Origin of the sequence: Paraburkholderia sp. WC7.3g (genome assembly GCF_050436345.1) — a bacterium.
Taxonomy (GTDB): Bacteria; Pseudomonadota; Gammaproteobacteria; order Burkholderiales; family Burkholderiaceae; genus Paraburkholderia; species Paraburkholderia podalyriae.
The window spans coordinates 402,863-419,142 of sequence record NZ_JBNDMA010000001.1; the positions used below are offsets into that span (position 1 = coordinate 402,863).

Consider the following 16,280-nt stretch of genomic DNA (forward strand, 5'->3'; position numbering starts at 1 on the left):
ATCCGCGCCGCTCAGTGGGCGGACCCGCGTTCCTGCATGAATGCCTCGATCTGCGGCAGCGTGATGTAGCCGGCCTTCTGCGTGTCGATCTCGTCAAAATGACGCGCGAGCATCGGCATGCCGGACGCCGCCTGGTCGCGGGTGAGCTTGCCGTCGTGCGTGGTGTTCGCGTTTGAAAAGCGCGTTTGCAACTGCTGCTCGATGCGCTCCATCCGCTGTTGGCTGATACCTTGCGGCGCGGCCGCCTGGGCGAACGTGACGGTAGACGCGCAGCACAGCAGCACGGTGGCGAGCAACTTCTTCATGACTGACTCCTTCGGTTGAATCATCGAGCGTCGCCTGCCTGAGTGCCGCGATCCGTTTCGATGACAGGCCGAATTCTTGGCCAGACGGCGCGCGATCGCAATTCAACAATCATGTCGAATCATGTCACGGCGCCGGGTGCTGCTGCAGCGTGACACCGAATGAAATCAGTTTGCGGTTCCGTTTTGCGGACCTGCTGCTTATCGTTCCGTCTGCCGTCCGTCGGCATTCCACGTATCAGGAGTCCCAAATGACCATCCGTCTCGCCTGCGCCTCGACTTTCACCGCTATCGGTCTTGCCTGTTCTTCCGCCGCCTACTCGAGAGTCGTCGTGTATCTGCCGACCACCGTGATCTACGCGCCGCCGCCACGGCCGGTCCACTACCCGGTGCCGATCAATCCGATGTATGTGTCGGCACCGCCAACCGCCATTCCAGTGGCCGCCGCGACCATCGTCGCCGCGCGGCGTTGACTGCGCGGCACGCGGGGTGCCGCGCGTAAATCTTGCGGGGATTTTGCCGCTTCTTGCCATCGCGCACCGCGTCTCGCCCGCGCACGATGTAACGCTTTGCACCGTCAAGGCTGATATTGACTATATATAGGCGGGATGGAACGAAGCTTGCTGCCGTTTTTTAGGTTCTCGCGCCCATTTCCACCCTTCTTTTCCCGGACTGTGCAATGAGTTACCAACATATCGACAAGGAAATTGCCCACCTCGAGGTCGTTTTCAACGCACTTTCAGCGCGCGACCGTTTTCCGCTGTCGTATTGGCATCGTCGGCTGCATGCGCTGAACCGTTTGTCGATGGTGCCCGCGCAACGCGAGCGCATCGCGCTGCTCGAAGCGAGGCTGCGCTCGGTCGGCGCGCGACTGGACCCGCTCACCGGCGCGACGCGCGTCGGCTCTTCCGGCACGCCCGCGCGGATGACATATGGGCCAGGCGCCCGTTCAGCCAGTTAGAATCCGTGCCCCGAGCGCCAGCACGAGCGCGGGCACCATCACCAGCGCGCCGACCTTCAGGAATTTTATGAAGCTGACGTCTTCGCCTTCGCGGCGAATCGCGTTGAGCCACAGAATCGTCGCGAGTGAGCCGGTGATCGACAGGTTTGGCCCGAGGTCGACGCCGATCAGCAGCGCGTCGATCACGCGCTCGGGGCTATGCGCCTGCATCACGGTCGAACTCGCGATCAAGCCGGCCGGCAGGTTGTTGATCAGATTGCTGAGGAACGCGATGCTCGCGCCGGCCCACCCGGCCGCGGCCATTTCGTTGTGTTCGGTCGCACGCCGCAGTTCGCCCGCGAACATATTGATCACGCCGGTGTGATCGAGCATCTCGACCAGCACGAACAGCCCGGCGACGAGCGGCAACACGTTCCACGAAATTTCGCGGATCATCGGCAGCGGCGATCTGCGCTCCTTGATCAGCACGACGAGCGCGGTCAGCGTGCCGAGGAGCGCGGTGGGCAGGCCGAGCTGGATGTCGTATGCGGAGACTGTCAGCAGCGCGCCGGCCGTCACCGCGATGCCCGCGAGCGCGACGCGCCCGCTCGCCGGCAGCTCGACCGCATCGAGATTCGCGTCGCAGACGCCCGCGAGCGCCTCGCGTTGCGTCCAGCGCAGCATCACGAAGGTCGCGGCGATCGACAGCACCGACGGCAGCGTGAAGCGCAACATCCAGGGTCCCAGCGGCGGCGTGTGATTACCGTACAGCACGATGTTGGCCGGATTCGAAATCGGCAGCACGAAGCTCGCCGCATTGGCGACGAACGCGCAGACGAACAGCAGCGGCAGCGGCGGTGTCTTCGCTTTCTTCGCTGCCGCGAACACGGCGGGCGTCAGTACGACGGCGGTTGCGTCGTTGGAAAGAAACGCGGTGATCACGACGCCGAACAGATACACGAGTAGGAATAGCTTGCGCGGCGAACTGCGCGCATGATTGACCGCGAGCACCGCGACCCAGTCGAACAGCCCTTCGCGGCGGCCGACTTCGGATAGCAGCATCATGCCGAACAGAAACAGATAAACGTCGGTGCCCTTGCCGATCGCTTCGATCGCGAGATGCAAAGGCAACAGGCCGAGCGTGACGAGCAGCACCGCGCCGGCGACGGCCCACACGGCTTCGGGCCATTTGAACGGCCGCGTGATCACACCGGTAGTGGCGAGCGCGGCAATACTCCAGGAAAGAAAAACGGAATTCACGGCTTGAGCCTGGATAACGGGTTATCTCGGTGGCTGCGCAAAAGCGCGGGCACTCTTATTGTTCGGGGCAACAAGTTACCACACCGGTACTACGGCGACCGGTACGTAGCGGTGAGCGAGCGGTGAGCGTGCCGTCATGCGCGTATCTTTCAATGCGCATGCAATTCGTCACGCATGTCTTTCGTTACGATTAGCGTCACCGCGACAACGATCTGTTCCCGCGCACCCGCCTATTCAGTTTGAATTGGCATCCCTACTATCCGCATTCTCACGCGGCCTCTCTCGCGAGCAACGGATAGAACACGATGCAAACCCACGCTTCCGGTCCCACGCGCTACCACGGCGGCTCGATCGCGCTGCACTGGCTGATCGCCGCGCTGATGATCTGCGGCTTCTATATCGGCTGGATCATGACCGATATCCCCGGCTTCACGCCGACGAAGCTCAAGTACTTCTCGTGGCATAAATGGATCGGCGTGACCGTGTTCGCACTCGCGCTGCTGCGCGTGCTGTGGCGCACGACACACCGCGCGCCCGCGCTCGATGCCGCGACGCCCGCGTGGCAGAAGGCCGCCGCGCATCTGGTGCACGGCCTGCTGTATCTGCTGATGCTCGCGATTCCGCTGTCCGGCTACCTCTACAGCTCGGCCGCCGGCATTCAGGTCGTGTATCTGGGCATCGTGCCGCTGCCGACGATCACCGGTCCCGATCAGGCGCTGAAGGCCGCGCTGCGCACGGTGCACGGACTGCTCAACTACACGCTGCTCGCGCTCGTGATTATGCATGTGCTCGCCGCGCTCAAGCATCAGTTCGTCGATCGCGACGGATTGCTCGCGCGCATGGTGCCGTTTCTGAAGACCGAGGCATAACGACATGACAACTTCAGGAAAGCCATAGCCGTCACCGATTGGCTACGACTTGTTGGCAATCAAATTCCTCGCGGTGTGCAATCAGGCCGCGAAGCTCGGATAGCATGCGTACCATCATGAAGACACCCTTTTATCATTCCGCTAATCGCGCGACGCTCGCGTCTTTCACGGCGCTTGCGCTGTTCGGCGCGAACCTCGCGCACGCCGATGTCGACCTCGCGAAAAGCAGCGTCATCGCGACGACCAAACAAATGAACGTGCCCGTCGACGGCAAGTTCAGGAAGTTCTCCGCGCAACTGAATTTCGATCCGACGAAGCCGGCCGCGGGCAGCGCGAACGTGTCGATCGACACCGCCAGCTACGACCTCGGCGCCGACGACTACAACAAGCAGGCGCAAGGCAAGGAATGGTTCGACAGCGGCGCCTTCCCGAGCGCGACCTTCGTGTCGAGCTCGATCGCGCCGGCCGGCGGCAACCAGTACAAAGTGACCGGCAAGCTGACGATCAAGGGCAAATCGCAAACGGTCGTCGTGCCGGTCGTGATCGCGAGCCAGGGCACCACGCAAACCTTCGACGGCTCGCTGCCGATCAAGCGCACGCAGTTCGACGTCGGCACTGGCGAATGGAAAGACACGTCGGTGGTCGCCGACGAAGTCGTCATCAAATTTCATCTGGTCGCGGCGAAGAAATAAACTACCACGCCGCAGCACCGCTTTACCCTTCGACCTCTGGAGTCCAACTTGAAGCAATCCTTCCTACTCGCCACCGGCGCGCTCGCCGCTGCCTTATCGTTCAACGCGATGGCCGCCACCGAAACCTACCTGCTCGATCCGACGCACACGTCGCCGAGCTTCGAGACCGACCACTTCGGCGGCCTGTCGATCTGGCGCGGCAAGTTCCAGAAAAGCAGCGGCACCGTCGTGCTCGATCGCGCAGCGAAGACCGGCACGGTCGAGGCGACGATCGACCTGAGCTCGGTCGGCATCGGCAACGACAAGCTCAACGAGGAACTGGTCGGCGACAAGTTCTTCGACACCGCGAAGTTCCCGACCGCGACCTACAAGGGCACGCAGATCCGCTTCGACGGCGACAAGCCGGTCGAAGTGATCGGCACGTTGACGCTGCACGGCGTCACGAAGCCGGTCAACCTGAAGATCGAATCGTTCAAGTGCATCCAGCACCCGATGCTGAAGCGCGAAGTGTGCGGCACCGAATCGGTCGCGACGTTCAACCGCGACGATTTCGGCATCGATTTCGGCAAGGCGTATGGCTTCAACATGAAGACCACGCTGCATATCCAGGCCGAAGGCGTCAAGCAGTAACCGCATCGCGCCCGGCACGGCCGGGCGGCGAACTACTGGATCGCGGGCCGCCGCGGCGGCCCTGACCGGCAGCGGGCGCGGCAAGGTACCATGACGGGCTGGCGCCATCGCAACGCGCGCCTTCACAGCTCCCGTTTATTGCCATCGCCCGCTGCCCCCCATGAATTCGCCGCCCCGCCGCATTGCGCACCTCGATATGGACGCGTTTTACGCGTCCGTCGAGCTGCTGCGCTATCCGGAGCTGCGCGGCCGCGCGGTGGTGATCGGAGGCGGCCGCAACAGCGCGCCAGAGGTGCTCGAAGACGGCAGCAAGCGCTTCGCGAGGCTGCGCGATTACGCGGGGCGCGGTGTCGTCACCACGTCGACCTACGAAGCGCGCGCGCTCGGCGTGTTTTCGGCGATGGGCATGATGAAGGCCGCCGCACTCGCGCCCGACGCGATCCTGCTGCCGACCGACTTCGATTCATACCGCCACTACTCTCGCCTCTTCAAGGCGGCTGTCAGGACGTTCACGGACCGCATCGAGGATCGCGGCATCGACGAGATCTATATCGACCTCACCGATCAGCCGGGCGAACCGGCCGACCTCGGGCGGCGCATCAAGGAGGCTGTTCGTCAGGCCACCGGGCTCACGTGCTCGATCTGCATCGCGCCGAACAAGCTGCTCGCGAAGATCGGTTCCGAGCTCGACAAGCCCGACGGCCTGACGATCCTCACGTCCGCCGACATACCGCTGCGCGTGTGGCCGCTGCCGGTGCGCAAGGTCAACGGCATCGGCCCGAAGGCCGCCGGGAAGCTGACCACGCTCGGCCTCGCGACGGTCGGAGACCTGGCCGCCGCCGACGCCGGGTTGTTGCAGGACAACTTCGGGCGCAGCTATTCCAACTGGCTGATGGAGATCGCGCAGGGTCACGACGAGCGGCCCGTGGTGGTCGAATCGGAGCCGAAGTCGATCAGCCGCGAGACCACGTTCGAGCGCGATCTGCATCCGCGGCACGATCGGCCGGCGTTATCGAGCGCGTTTACGGGGTTGTGCGTACGCGTCGCCGACGATCTCGTGCGCAAGGGCTACGTGGGCCGCACGATCGGCATCAAGCTGCGCTACGACGATTTCCGCACCGTCACGCGCGACCTGACGCTCGACCAACCGACCGCCGACGCGACCGAAATCCGCCGCGCGGCGACCGAATGTTTGCGACGCGTGCAGTTGGACCGCAAGCTGCGGCTGTTGGGCGTGCGCATCAGCACGCTGACATCGGCGAGCGAACAGGCGCTCAAGCCGCGCCTGCCGGTTCAGGTCGACTTGCCTTTCGCGAGCGGCGAATAGGCGGTATCGGCGGCGACACCGGTCGCAGTCGCATTGGCGTTCGCGCGAGTGGCCGGCACGTCGCCCGACGTGGACATCACCGATGCCGCCATCGAAAACGAGAACGTGTTGACGCCGTTCGCGCTGTGCGCGGATACGGTGCCGCGATGCATCTCCGCGATCGCCTTCACGATCGCGAGCCCGAGCCCGTGGTTTTCGCGGCTATTGGTGCGCGAGACTTCCGCGCGATAGAAACGGTCGAACAGGTGTTCGAGGATGTCCGGCGCGATCGGCTCGCCCGGATTCGCCACGGCGACGCGCACCTGGTCGCGCATCGGTCCTTCCCCGCGCGCGATCGTCACGCTGATCGACGCGCCGGGTTCGCAATGCTGGATCGCGTTCATCAGCAGGTTCGTGCACGCGCGGCCGAACAGCGAGCGATTCACGCGCGCGACCGCATCGCCGTGCAACCGCGCATGCACGCGCGCTTCTTCGAGTGGAATCTCCAGAAACTCGAGCGTATGCGCGACTTCCGCCGCGAGCGACACCTCGATGAGCCCCGTCGCGCGTTCGCCCTGATCGGCGCGCGCGAGGAACAGCATGTCGTTGATGATCGTGCGCATCCGCTCGAATTCTTCGAGATTCGATTGCAGCGTGTGGCGCAGATCGTCGACCGAGCGGTTGCGCGTCAGCGCGACCTCGGTCTGGCCGATCAGGATCGTGACCGGCGTGCGCAGTTCATGCGCGACGTCCGCGTTGAACGATTCGAGCCGGCCGTAGGCGCCGTCGAGCCGTTCGAGCGCGCCGTTGAACGAGTTCGCGAGGTCGTTCAGTTCGAGCGGCAGCGACGCGGTATTGAGCCGCTGCGAGCGGTTGTTCGGACTGACCGCCGACGCGTCGCGCGTTAGACGCGTGAGCGGCGCGAGGCCGATGCGCGTGACCGAGTAGCTGAGCAGCAGCACCGCGAGGCTGCCGAGCGCGGACAGCGCCGCGAGCGCCGAGCCGAACACGCGCATCGTGCGCAGGTTCGGTGAATAGCTCGCCGCGACCTGCAACTGCACCGGCGGCCGCGCGGCATTGGCGGGCAAGGTCACCGTCGAGGTCAGCATGTCGGGGCCGCCGCCCGCCGGCGCGATGCGCGCATAGCCCCCCGACCAGCTCTTCGTGACGGTGCCCTGCACCGGCGTGCCGAAGTGATAGCTCGGGTCCGCGCTCGTCACCGAGTACACGGTGCTGCTGTCGTGCGGCGTCATGTCGGTGAGTTTTTCGCGGCACGTCCGCCATTTTTCGGGTGTCACCGCGTGATAGACGATGATGCGCGCGATCTGCGTGCGATCGTCGAGCGACTCGCGCAGATGATGTTCGAGCTGGGTGCGCAGCACCAGAAAGAGTCCCGTGCCGACGAGCGTAAACACGAACAGCGCGACCAGCGCGAACATCGACGCAAGACGGCGGGCAATCGAACGGTTCATGATGTCTCGGCCTCTTCGCGCACTTCGAGCACGTAGCCCATGCCGCGCACCGTGTGCAGCAGCTTCGACGGGAACGGGCCGTCGAGCTTCGCGCGCAGCCGCTTGATCGCGGTTTCGACGACGTTCGTGTGGCTGTCGAAATTGACGTCCCACACGAGTTCGGTGATCGCGGTCTTCGACAGAATGTCGCCCTGACGGCGCGCGAGCACGCTGAGCAGTTGAAACTCTTTCGCGGTCAGGTCGAGGCGCACGCCGTCGCGCGTCGCGCGGCGGCCGATCAGATCAACGAACAGGTCGCCGACGGAAATCAGCGTGGACTCCTGCGAACGCGTGCGGCGCGCGAGCGCATGCAGACGCTCGACGAGTTCGAGGAACGAGAAGGGTTTGGTCAGGTAGTCGTCGGCGCCTTCGCGCAGGCCGCGCACGCGATCGTTCACGTGATCGCGCGCGGTCAGCATGATGACCGGCGTCGACTTGCGCATGCGCAGCGCCTTCAGCACGCTGAAGCCGTCGCGCTTAGGCAGCATCACGTCGAGGACGATCACGTCGTAATCGAATTCGGTGGCCAGATGCATGCCTTCCTCGCCGTCGAGCGCGACGTCGACGACCCATCCCTGCTCTGTCAGACCGGAGCGCAGGTAGTCCACCACCTTGTGCTCGTCTTCAACGATCAGCAATTTCATCCGCATCCTCTGTCAACTTTGCATTATACGAACCGCTCTTGACTCGTCTCCCGATCCCACTGCATCGGCATGGAAGCTCGGCGGGGCGATTCAGCGTGCAGGAGCCGGCGCGTCTCCGTGCTGCGCGCCGCGTGCTGGCGCTTGCTGCGGCGTCGCGGTGGCGCTCGCAACGTTTGCTGCCGCGTTTGTCGCGTTAGCCTCGTTCGCGGCCAGCGCGCCGGCTTGCGCGCCGCCATCCCAGCCGCCGCCGAGCGCCTTCACGAGCGCCACCGACAGCGTCAACTGCTGGCCGCGAATCTGCACATCCGTGCGCTCGCTGGTCAGCAGCGACTCCTGCGCGTCGATCACGTTCAGATACGCAACGAGCCCACCCGAATAGCGATCGTTCGCGAGCGACAGCAGCCGCCGCGCATCCTCGACCGCCTCGCGCGACTGCTTCGCCGCGCCGTCGAGCACCGACAGTCCGGTGATGCCGTCCTGCACCTGCTGGAACGCGCTCAGCACGGTCTGCCGATAATTCGCCTCGGTCGCCTGATAGCCCTCGCTCGCGTACTTGACGTTGGCCGCGCGCCGCCCGCCGTCGAAGATCACCTGACCGACCGTCGCGCCGAGCGTCCACATCAGCGTCGGCGCGCTCAGCAGATTGGCGAACTCGGTGCTCTCCCAGCCGATGCCCGGCGTCAGCGTGAGACTCGGGAAGAACGCGGCCTTGGCCACGCCGATCTGCGCGTTCGCGGCCGCCATCGCGCGTTCCGCCGATGCGACGTCGGGCCGCCGTTGCAGCACGTCGCTCGGCACGCCGAGCGGCACCGTCGGTGCCTTGATGTCCAGCACCTTGGGCTCGATCGCGAACTGCGGGGCCGGCACGCCGACCAGCGCGGCGATTGCATGCTCGTATTGCGCGCGCTGATTCAGCAGCAGCTGGGCCTGCACGCGCGTCGAATCGAGCTGAGATTTCTGCTGCAGCACGTCGAGGCCCGATACCGAACCCAGATCGTGCTCGGTGTTCACGTAGTCGAGCGCTTTCTGCTGCAGCTTGACCGACTGGTTCAGCACGTCGATCTCGTTGTCGAACTCACGCAGCGAGAAGTAGTCGGTGGCGAGGTCGGTCGTCAGCACGAGGCGCGCGTTCGCGAGATCGTCCGCCGACTGTTCGGCCGACGCCTGCGCGCCCTCGACCTGACGACGGATGCGCCCGAACAGATCGGTGTCGTAGCTGATCGTCGGCCCGAGCTGAATGTTGTTCTGCACCGTCGATTCGGTCGGCGTCGCGTAGTTCGTCAGCGGCCGGTCGTGCGAAATGCGAAAGCGCGAGGCCTGTGCGGAGAAATTGACTTCCGGCACGCGCTGCGCGCTGACATTCGCGAGCGTCGCCTTGGCCTGCTCGTAGTGCGCGCTCGCCACGGCGAGCGTCTGGTTCTGCGCGAGCGCCTGGGTTTCGAGCGTCGCGAGTGTCGGGTCGGCGAAGCCCGTCCACCAGTCCGGCGCGAGCGGCGCATGCGACGGCGCCGCGACGCGCCAGAACGAATCGGTGTGCCATTCGGACGGCACCTCGGCCTGCGGCCGCTGATAGTCCGGGCCGACCGTGCACGCGGCGAGCAACGCCGCGCCGGCGACAGCGCTCAGCGCGGTGAACGCGGAGCCGCGCGTGCGCGCCCGGCGTGAAGCCGCGAACATCACGACGCCCCCTTGCCGTTCTTCTGCGGCTGCACCTGCACGTGATCGCCATCGGCGATCGAGTCGCTCGGATTGATGATGATGCGATCGGTCGGCGTGATACCGCTTTCGATTTCGAGCTGCTGTCCGAGGTCCACCGCGATCACGACCTTGTGCAAGCTGACGTTGCCTTTCGCATCGACGACCGCGAGTCGCGGCCCTTCCGCGCGAAACAGCAGCGCGTTGCCGGGCACCATGAGGCGCGCATGCGCGGTGGCCGGCACCGCGACCTGTACATAGGCGCCCGGGCGCAGCTTGTCGTCCGGATTCGGCAGCGTCACCTCGATCTGCAACGAACGCGTGGGCACGTCGATCGCGCCCGACATGTGCGTGATCGTGCCGTTGAACTGCTGGCCCGGCAGTTCGGCCTGCGTAACGACGACCTTCTGCCCGACCTTGACGTTCTGCGCGTACGCCTGCGGCAACTGCACGTAGACGCGCAACGGGTCCGACTGCGCGAGCGCGAACAGGGCCCGGCTCGTGCCGCTGCCCGCGTCGATCAGATCACCGACGTCGACGTTGCGCTGCGTGACCACGCCGGTAAACGGCGCGACGATCCGTTTGAACGATTCGAGCTGCTGCAGCCGCCTGACGTTCGCATCGGCGGCCGCGAGATTCGCGAGGTCCTGGGTGTAGGTGCTTTGCCGTTCGTCGAGCTCCTGCTGCGACACCGCATCGCGCTGGCGCAACTGCTGCCAGCGCTCCAGCGAGCTCTTCGCGAGCGCAAGGCTCGAATTGATCTGCTGACGCTGGGCGAGAGCCTGCGCGAGTTCCTGATCGATTTCCGGCGTGTCGAGCTCGGCGAGCAGTTGCCCCTGCTTCACATGCGTGCCGATATCGGCGTGCCAGTGCAGCAGATAGCCGGTCGCGCGCGCATAGATCGGCGACTCGACATAGCCGCGCAACGTGCCCGGCAGCAGCGTGTCGTCGCCGCCGTCTGTTTGCGTCGGCGTGACGACGTTCACGTACTGCGTGGCGTTCTGCTGCGCGATCGCCGCGACTTCACGATTTTGCAACACGTTCGCGATCACGGTGCGCAGCGCGCCCACCACGAGCAGCACGAACACGATCACGACCACGAACTTCGCGCGCTTCCATTCGCGATGGCGCGGCGGCAGCAGGTGCTCTCCCTGTTCGGTTTCACGCGTGGGGATCGCTAGCGATGCATGAGTTTTTTCGGTCATCTCAGTCAACCATCGTTTAACTTTTACGCGGGCGTCGCCGCACTGCTGTGTTCCGGCGCCGGGCTGCCGCTATGGCCGCCGCTTCCACCGCCATCCTCACCGCCGTCGCCGCCGCCGTTGTCGCCGCCGTGCTTATGACGGCGCGCGAGCCACGAGTGAATCCCCGCGAACACGAGCGGCACGAAAAACAGCGTCGATACGGTCGCGAACAGCAACCCGCCGATCACCGCGCGGCCGAGCGGCGCATTCTGCTCGGCGCCTTCACCGATACCGAGCGCCATCGGAATCATGCCGATGATCATCGCGAACGCGGTCATCAGCACCGGACGGATCCGGCTCGCGCCCGCTTCGAGCGCGGCCGTGAGCGGCGGTGCGCCGGCCGACAGCCGCTGGCGCGCGAACGACACCATCAGAATACTGTTCGCGGTCGCGACGCCCATCGTCATGATCGCGCCGGTCAGCGCCGGCACGCTCAGGTGGGTGCCGGTCAGGAACAGCATCCACATGATGCCCGCGAGCGCCGCCGGCAACGCGCTGACGATGATCAGCGGATCGATCCACGACTGGAAGTTGACGACGATCAGCAGATAGACGAGCACGATCGCCATCGCGACACCGATGCCGAGTCCGAAGAAGGAAGTGCGCATCGTCTGTACCTGACCGCGTACCGTGATCGAGCTGCCCCGCGGCAGCGAGCCGCGCACCTCGTTGACGATCCTGTCGACCTGATTCGCGACGCTGCCGAGATCGCGCTTTTCGACGCTTACATAAAGATCGATCACCGGACGGATGTTGTAGTGCGTGACTTCCGCGAACTGGCTGCGCGGCGAGACCTGCACGAGGTTGCCGAGCAGTTGCGTCGGGCCGTTCATCGTGGCCGACACCGGAGTGCGCAACAGTTCGTCGATCGAGGAGACCCGGTACTGCGGCGTCTGCACAGCCACCCTGTATTCCACGCCGTTCCTGTTGTTGATCCAGAAGCCAGGCGACGTCTGCGAGCTGCCCGATAGCGAGACGAGCACGTTCTGCGCGACATCGTTCGCGGTCAGGTTCAGTTGTTGCAGGCGCGTACGGTCCATGTGCAGATCGATCACCGGTTCATCCAGCTTCTGCTGGATATGCGTGTCGACGGTGCCGGGAATCAGCCTCACCTGCTTCAGCAGCTTGCGCGCGACGTCGAGGTTGCCCTGCTGATTGGCGCCGGTAATCTGCACGTCCACCGCGGCGGGCAGGCCGAAGTTCAGGATCTGCGTGACGATGTCGGCCGGCTGGAAGAAAAACTCGACGCCCGGGAAACGCTGCGGCAGGAGCGCGCGCAGCTTGTCCATGTATATCTGCGACGGCTTGTGGCCTTCGTTCAACGCAATCTGGATCTCGCCGTCGAGCGTGCCCATCGTGCCCGCGTTGCTATACGACAGATTGATACCGCTATACGGCACGCCGAGGTTGTCGAGTATCGTGCCCAGTTCTCTCGGCGGCACGACTTCGCGGATCACCTTTTCGACCTCGTCGGCGAGCCGCGCGGTTTCCTCGATACGCGTGCCGGTCGGCGCGCGCATGTGCAAGCGGATATCGCCCGCGTCGACGCTCGGGAAAAAGTCTTCGCCGAGCGTGAAGAACAGGCCCATCGACAGCACGCAGAAACCGAGGAACAGTGCGCCGAACATCTTGCGACGCACGAGCAGGCTGCTCAGGATCATGATGTAGGCCGCGCGCATGCGCTCGAAGCCAGCGTCGAAGCGGTGATACAGACGCATGAGCAGATTCGGCTTCGTGCCCGCCTTCGGCTTGTGCGCGTGGCCCATCAGCAGCATCGCGAGTGTCGGCACCAGCGTGCGCGACAGAATGTACGACGCGAGCATCGCGAACACCACCGCTTCCGCGAGCGGCACGAACAGATAGCGCGCGACGCCGGTCAGGAAGAACATCGGCACGAACACGATACAGATACACAGCGTCGACACGAGCGCCGGCACCGCGATTTCGCCGGCGCCGTCGAGAATCGCATCGTGCAGATTCGTGCCCATGTGCAAGTGCCGCTCGATGTTCTCGATCGTCACGGTCGCGTCGTCGACCAATATGCCGACCGCGAGCGCGAGCCCGCCCAGCGTCATGATGTTGATGGTCTGTCCCAGCGCATGCAGCACGATCAGCGACGTCAGAATGGACAGCGGAATCGAGATCGCGATGATGCAGGTGCTGCGCCAGTTGCCGAGGAACAGCAGGATCATCGCGGCGGTCAGCGCGGCGGCCGCCAACGCTTCGCGCACCACGCCCTGCACCGCCGCCTTCACGAACACCGACTGGTCGAACAGCGCGGTGATCTGCAGATCCGACGGCAGCGCCGCGCGCGCGGCCGGTAAGATGCCTTTCAACGTATCGACGATCGCCAGCGTCGATGCGTTGCCGTTTTTCAGCACCGACATCAGCACGCCGCGATGGCCGTTCTGCCGCACGATGTTGGTCTGCGGCGAGTAGCCGTCGCGCACATGCGCGACTTCGCGCAGATAGGTCGTCGCGCCGTTGACGGTGCGCACCGGAATATCGTTGAGGCCTTCCAACGTCGGTGGCGAACCGTTCATGTCGATCGTGTATTCCTTCGGGCCGATCTTGGCCGTGCCGGTGGGCAGAATCAGGTTTTGCGCGTTGAACGCGTTGACCACGTCGGCGGGCGTCAGGCCCTTGGCCAGTAGCGCGCGCGTGTCGAGGTCGACCGAGATCAGCCGCGATTTGCCGCCATACGGATAAGGCACGGCCGCGCCCGGAATCGTCACCAGTTGCGGACGCAGGAAATTCAGCGCCGCGTCGTTGAGATCCTGCTCCGACAGTTTCGGACTCGACAGCCCGAGCTGGATCACCGGAATACTGGAGGCCGAGTAGCTGATGACCAGCGGCGCCGTGGCGCCCGGCGGCATCTGCTTCAACTGCGCCTGCTCGATGGCGACCGTCTGCGCGATCGCCGTCTGGAGGTTCGCGTTCGGCTGCAGAAACACCTTCAGGATCGCGATGCCGGCGAGCGACTGCGATTCGATATGTTCGATGTCGTTGACCGTCGTGGTCAGACTGCGCTCGTTGACCGACGTGATGCGGTTGGCCATGTCCTCGGCCGACAGCCCGGTGTACGTCCAGATGATGCTGACGACCGGAATGTTGATTTCCGGCAGCACGTCGACGGGCGTGGTGAACAGCACGAAGGGCGTCGCCAGCACGATCAGAATCGCCATCACGATGAACGTGTATGGCCGCTTAAGCGCTACGTTGACGATCCACATTGAAACGGGCCAGAGAAAATGCGGGTGGAGAAAGGATTGAATCTGAGCTTATGCTAGATCGGTCCCACCAACGCCTGCATGGCGCGAAAATGGCTAAATTGTCAGGAAGCTTGTTGAAAGCCGATGCGCGATTTTCGAAGGCTAACGACAATCGCCGGACTTGCGTCGAATTAGCACCGGGCAAACGTTTGTTGATTAAATATACGCGCAGTTAATGGAACGTTTGCTGATACGCGGGCACGGCTTTCGCGATACGCCATTTTGCTCCACACGGCCGTGCGCTCCAAGGTACAAAGGCCGGTTGACCTCGAGGGTCGACCGGCCTTTTCATTCGCAACTATCCGCCCGTTAGTATCAACGCCCGCGACGCTTACCTGGCGAACAGCGACGACATATCGGCGAACGCCTTGAACTCCAGCGCATTGCCCGACGGATCGAGAAAGAACATCGTCGCCTGCTCGCCGACTTCGCCCTTGAAGCGCACGTGCGGCTCGATGATGAATTCGATGCCGGCCTTCCGCAGTTTGTCCGCGGCGGCCTGCCATTGCTCCATTGACAGCACCGCGCCGAAGTGGCGCACCGGCACCGCGTCGCCGTCGACCGCGCTGGTATGACGATGACCGACTTCGTCCGGCGCCAGATGCGCGACGATCTGATGACCGTAGAAATTGAAATCGACCCACGCGTCCGAACTGCGCCCTTCCGGACAGCCTAGTAATTCGCCGTAAAACTGGCGCGCCGCGGCGAGGCTATGAACAGGAAACGCCAGGTGGAACGGCGGCAAAGCGGTTTCGGCAACGCTCATGATGGGAAGACTCGCTGGGTGGTGTGGGTTGATGTGACCGGCGATCGCGACCGACGAACCGGCCGATGCGAGAGTCAGTTTAACCATGAATAAAAATGCTGAGAAACGATATATATTTGATCTGACCATCACCAAAATCGATTGATCGATCATGCTCAACGAGTTGAAAACCTTCATCGCGGTCAGCCAGTACGGCACGTTTTCCGGGGCGGGCGCACGCATCGGGCTCACACAATCGGCCGTCAGCGCGCAGATGCAGCGGCTCGAGGCGGAACTCGGCTTCCAGCTGTTCGACCGCACCGGCCGCTCGGCGACGCTCAATGCGGCGGGCCGCGAAACGCTCGCGCTCGCGGAGGAAATGATGACGCTGTACGCGCGGCTCTCCGAGCGCAGCGGCGGCGCCGCCGAAAGCGGCATGCTGCGGGTCGGCGCGATCGCGTCCGCGCAGGTGTCGCTGCTCGCCGACGCGCTCGCGCGCTTTCGCAACGAGCGTCCCGGCTGGCGGATTCGCGTGGTGCCGGGCGTGTCGCTGGGACTGCTCGGCCAGGTCGACTCGGGCGAACTCGATCTGGCCGTCATCATCAAGCCGCCGTTCGCGCTGCCGTCGGAGCTCGAATGGCGCACGCTGGTCGCCGAACCGTTCGTGCTGCTCGCGCCGAAAAAGCTCGCGCGCGGCGGCCGCTCGTGGCGCGAACTGCTGCGCAGCGAGCCGTTCATCCGCTACGACCGGGCGTCGTTCGGCGGACGGCTCGTCGACCGTTTTCTGCGTCGCGCGCGCGTTGGCGTGCGCGACGCAGTCGAGCTCGACGAGTTGCAGGCGATCGTGCAACTGGTCGCGCGCGGCATGGGTGTCGCGCTGATTCCCGACACGGCCGGGCTCGCCAAATGGCCGGCGAGCGTCGTGGCACTCGAACTCGGCGATGCGACCTTCGAGCGTGAGATCGGGCTCGTGCTGCGGCCGCGCCATAGCCGGCCAGTGGTCGCCGATGCGTTGGCGGAGTGCATTGCAGGCGCGGCGGATGGTTGAGCGCTCGTCGCGGCGCGTTCGACGCGAGTTCGATTCGAGTGTGCTGCCAGCCGAACGCGCAACTGTATCTGTGAGCCGCGCGCGACGGCGCGCAGAATCGTCGTTTCATTCAACCGGCTGTG

15 protein-coding genes are annotated in these 16,280 nt (G+C 64.5%); 7 read left to right on the forward strand and 8 right to left on the reverse strand.

Translation table 11 applies throughout. The annotated features are described in order from the left end of the window. Positions 1-11: 11 nt before the first annotated feature. Positions 12-305, reverse strand: a complete 294-nt coding sequence (locus OKW43_RS01900) for an EF-hand domain-containing protein (protein WP_187636153.1) — start codon at positions 303-305, stop codon at positions 12-14. A 248-nt stretch (positions 306-553) separates the two neighbouring features. On the opposite strand from OKW43_RS01900, the gene OKW43_RS01905 reads away from it, so the two are divergent. Both OKW43_RS01905 and OKW43_RS01910 read left to right on the forward strand, forming a co-directional pair. Further along, positions 554-775, forward strand: coding sequence for a hypothetical protein (locus OKW43_RS01905; protein ID WP_246530167.1), 222 nt, complete (start codon positions 554-556; stop codon positions 773-775). A gap of 206 nt (positions 776-981) precedes the next feature. Continuing rightward, positions 982-1,263, forward strand: a complete 282-nt coding sequence (locus OKW43_RS01910) for a hypothetical protein (RefSeq protein ID WP_429444841.1) — start codon at positions 982-984, stop codon at positions 1,261-1,263. On the opposite strand, the gene OKW43_RS01915 is transcribed toward OKW43_RS01910, so the two are convergent. After that, complete coding sequence (locus tag OKW43_RS01915; protein ID WP_429444843.1) at positions 1,252-2,502, reverse strand: arsenic transporter; 1,251 nt, start codon at positions 2,500-2,502, stop codon at positions 1,252-1,254. The genes OKW43_RS01910 and OKW43_RS01915 overlap by 12 nt on opposite strands. Before the next feature lie 305 nt (positions 2,503-2,807). On the opposite strand from OKW43_RS01915, the gene OKW43_RS01920 reads away from it, so the two are divergent. From OKW43_RS01920 to dinB, 4 genes are all read left to right on the forward strand, one after another. Continuing rightward, a complete protein-coding gene (locus OKW43_RS01920) occupies positions 2,808-3,371 on the forward strand; it encodes a cytochrome b (protein WP_429444845.1) in 564 nt (187 codons plus the stop codon). Positions 3,372-3,487: 116 nt separating this feature from the next. Further along, positions 3,488-4,063, forward strand: coding sequence for a YceI family protein (locus OKW43_RS01925; RefSeq protein ID WP_429444847.1), 576 nt, complete (start codon positions 3,488-3,490; stop codon positions 4,061-4,063). A gap of 48 nt (positions 4,064-4,111) precedes the next feature. Further along, positions 4,112-4,693 carry a YceI family protein gene (locus OKW43_RS01930; RefSeq protein WP_429444849.1) on the forward strand — a complete coding sequence of 194 codons (582 nt, stop codon included), beginning with the start codon at positions 4,112-4,114 and terminating at the stop codon, positions 4,691-4,693. A 160-nt stretch (positions 4,694-4,853) separates the two neighbouring features. Next, positions 4,854-6,020 (forward strand): DNA polymerase IV, encoded by a 1,167-nt coding sequence (gene dinB, locus OKW43_RS01935; RefSeq protein WP_429444853.1) that lies wholly within the window; start codon positions 4,854-4,856, stop codon positions 6,018-6,020. On the opposite strand, the gene OKW43_RS01940 is transcribed toward dinB, so the two are convergent. From OKW43_RS01940 to OKW43_RS01965, 6 genes are all read right to left on the reverse strand, one after another. Then, positions 5,987-7,471 carry a heavy metal sensor histidine kinase gene (locus OKW43_RS01940; RefSeq protein ID WP_429444855.1) on the reverse strand — a complete coding sequence of 495 codons (1,485 nt, stop codon included), beginning with the start codon at positions 7,469-7,471 and terminating at the stop codon, positions 5,987-5,989. The genes dinB and OKW43_RS01940 overlap by 34 nt on opposite strands. Continuing rightward, positions 7,468-8,154, reverse strand: coding sequence for a heavy metal response regulator transcription factor (locus OKW43_RS01945; RefSeq protein WP_018424874.1), 687 nt, complete (start codon positions 8,152-8,154; stop codon positions 7,468-7,470). Before OKW43_RS01945 ends, OKW43_RS01940 begins: the two co-directional genes overlap by 4 nt. A 90-nt stretch (positions 8,155-8,244) precedes the next feature. Next, a complete protein-coding gene (locus OKW43_RS01950; protein WP_429444857.1) occupies positions 8,245-9,831 on the reverse strand; it encodes an efflux transporter outer membrane subunit in 1,587 nt (528 codons plus the stop codon). Further along, positions 9,831-11,054 carry an efflux RND transporter periplasmic adaptor subunit gene (locus tag OKW43_RS01955; RefSeq protein ID WP_429444859.1) on the reverse strand — a complete coding sequence of 408 codons (1,224 nt, stop codon included), beginning with the start codon at positions 11,052-11,054 and terminating at the stop codon, positions 9,831-9,833. Before OKW43_RS01955 ends, OKW43_RS01950 begins: the two co-directional genes overlap by 1 nt. A gap of 23 nt (positions 11,055-11,077) precedes the next feature. Next, a complete protein-coding gene (locus OKW43_RS01960) occupies positions 11,078-14,326 on the reverse strand; it encodes an efflux RND transporter permease subunit (protein WP_429444861.1) in 3,249 nt (1,082 codons plus the stop codon). 370 nt (positions 14,327-14,696) lie between these two features. After that, complete coding sequence (locus tag OKW43_RS01965; protein ID WP_429447303.1) at positions 14,697-15,131, reverse strand: VOC family protein; 435 nt, start codon at positions 15,129-15,131, stop codon at positions 14,697-14,699. A 151-nt stretch (positions 15,132-15,282) separates the two neighbouring features. Here OKW43_RS01965 and OKW43_RS01970 point away from each other — a divergent pair, with 151 nt between their 5' ends. Further along, positions 15,283-16,158: a LysR family transcriptional regulator gene (locus OKW43_RS01970; protein ID WP_429444863.1), complete on the forward strand. Its 876-nt coding sequence runs from the start codon at positions 15,283-15,285 to the stop codon at positions 16,156-16,158. Positions 16,159-16,280: the final 122 nt, after the last annotated feature.

Coding starts and splice junctions, on each gene's coding strand:
- OKW43_RS01900 (WP_187636153.1), bottom strand. CDS start 305: ATGAAGAAGTTGCTCGCCACCGTGCTGCTGTGCTGCGCGTCTACCGTC.
- OKW43_RS01905 (WP_246530167.1), top strand. CDS start 554: ATGACCATCCGTCTCGCCTGCGCCTCGACTTTCACCGCTATCGGTCTT.
- OKW43_RS01910 (WP_429444841.1), top strand. CDS start 982: ATGAGTTACCAACATATCGACAAGGAAATTGCCCACCTCGAGGTCGTT.
- OKW43_RS01920 (WP_429444845.1), top strand. CDS start 2,808: ATGCAAACCCACGCTTCCGGTCCCACGCGCTACCACGGCGGCTCGATC.
- OKW43_RS01925 (WP_429444847.1), top strand. CDS start 3,488: ATGAAGACACCCTTTTATCATTCCGCTAATCGCGCGACGCTCGCGTCT.
- dinB (WP_429444853.1), top strand. CDS start 4,854: ATGAATTCGCCGCCCCGCCGCATTGCGCACCTCGATATGGACGCGTTT.
- OKW43_RS01940 (WP_429444855.1), bottom strand. CDS start 7,471: ATGAACCGTTCGATTGCCCGCCGTCTTGCGTCGATGTTCGCGCTGGTC.
- OKW43_RS01945 (WP_018424874.1), bottom strand. CDS start 8,154: ATGAAATTGCTGATCGTTGAAGACGAGCACAAGGTGGTGGACTACCTG.
- OKW43_RS01950 (WP_429444857.1), bottom strand. CDS start 9,831: ATGTTCGCGGCTTCACGCCGGGCGCGCACGCGCGGCTCCGCGTTCACC.
- OKW43_RS01955 (WP_429444859.1), bottom strand. CDS start 11,054: ATGACCGAAAAAACTCATGCATCGCTAGCGATCCCCACGCGTGAAACC.
- OKW43_RS01960 (WP_429444861.1), bottom strand. CDS start 14,326: ATGTGGATCGTCAACGTAGCGCTTAAGCGGCCATACACGTTCATCGTG.
- OKW43_RS01965 (WP_429447303.1), bottom strand. CDS start 15,131: ATGAGCGTTGCCGAAACCGCTTTGCCGCCGTTCCACCTGGCGTTTCCT.
- OKW43_RS01970 (WP_429444863.1), top strand. CDS start 15,283: ATGCTCAACGAGTTGAAAACCTTCATCGCGGTCAGCCAGTACGGCACG.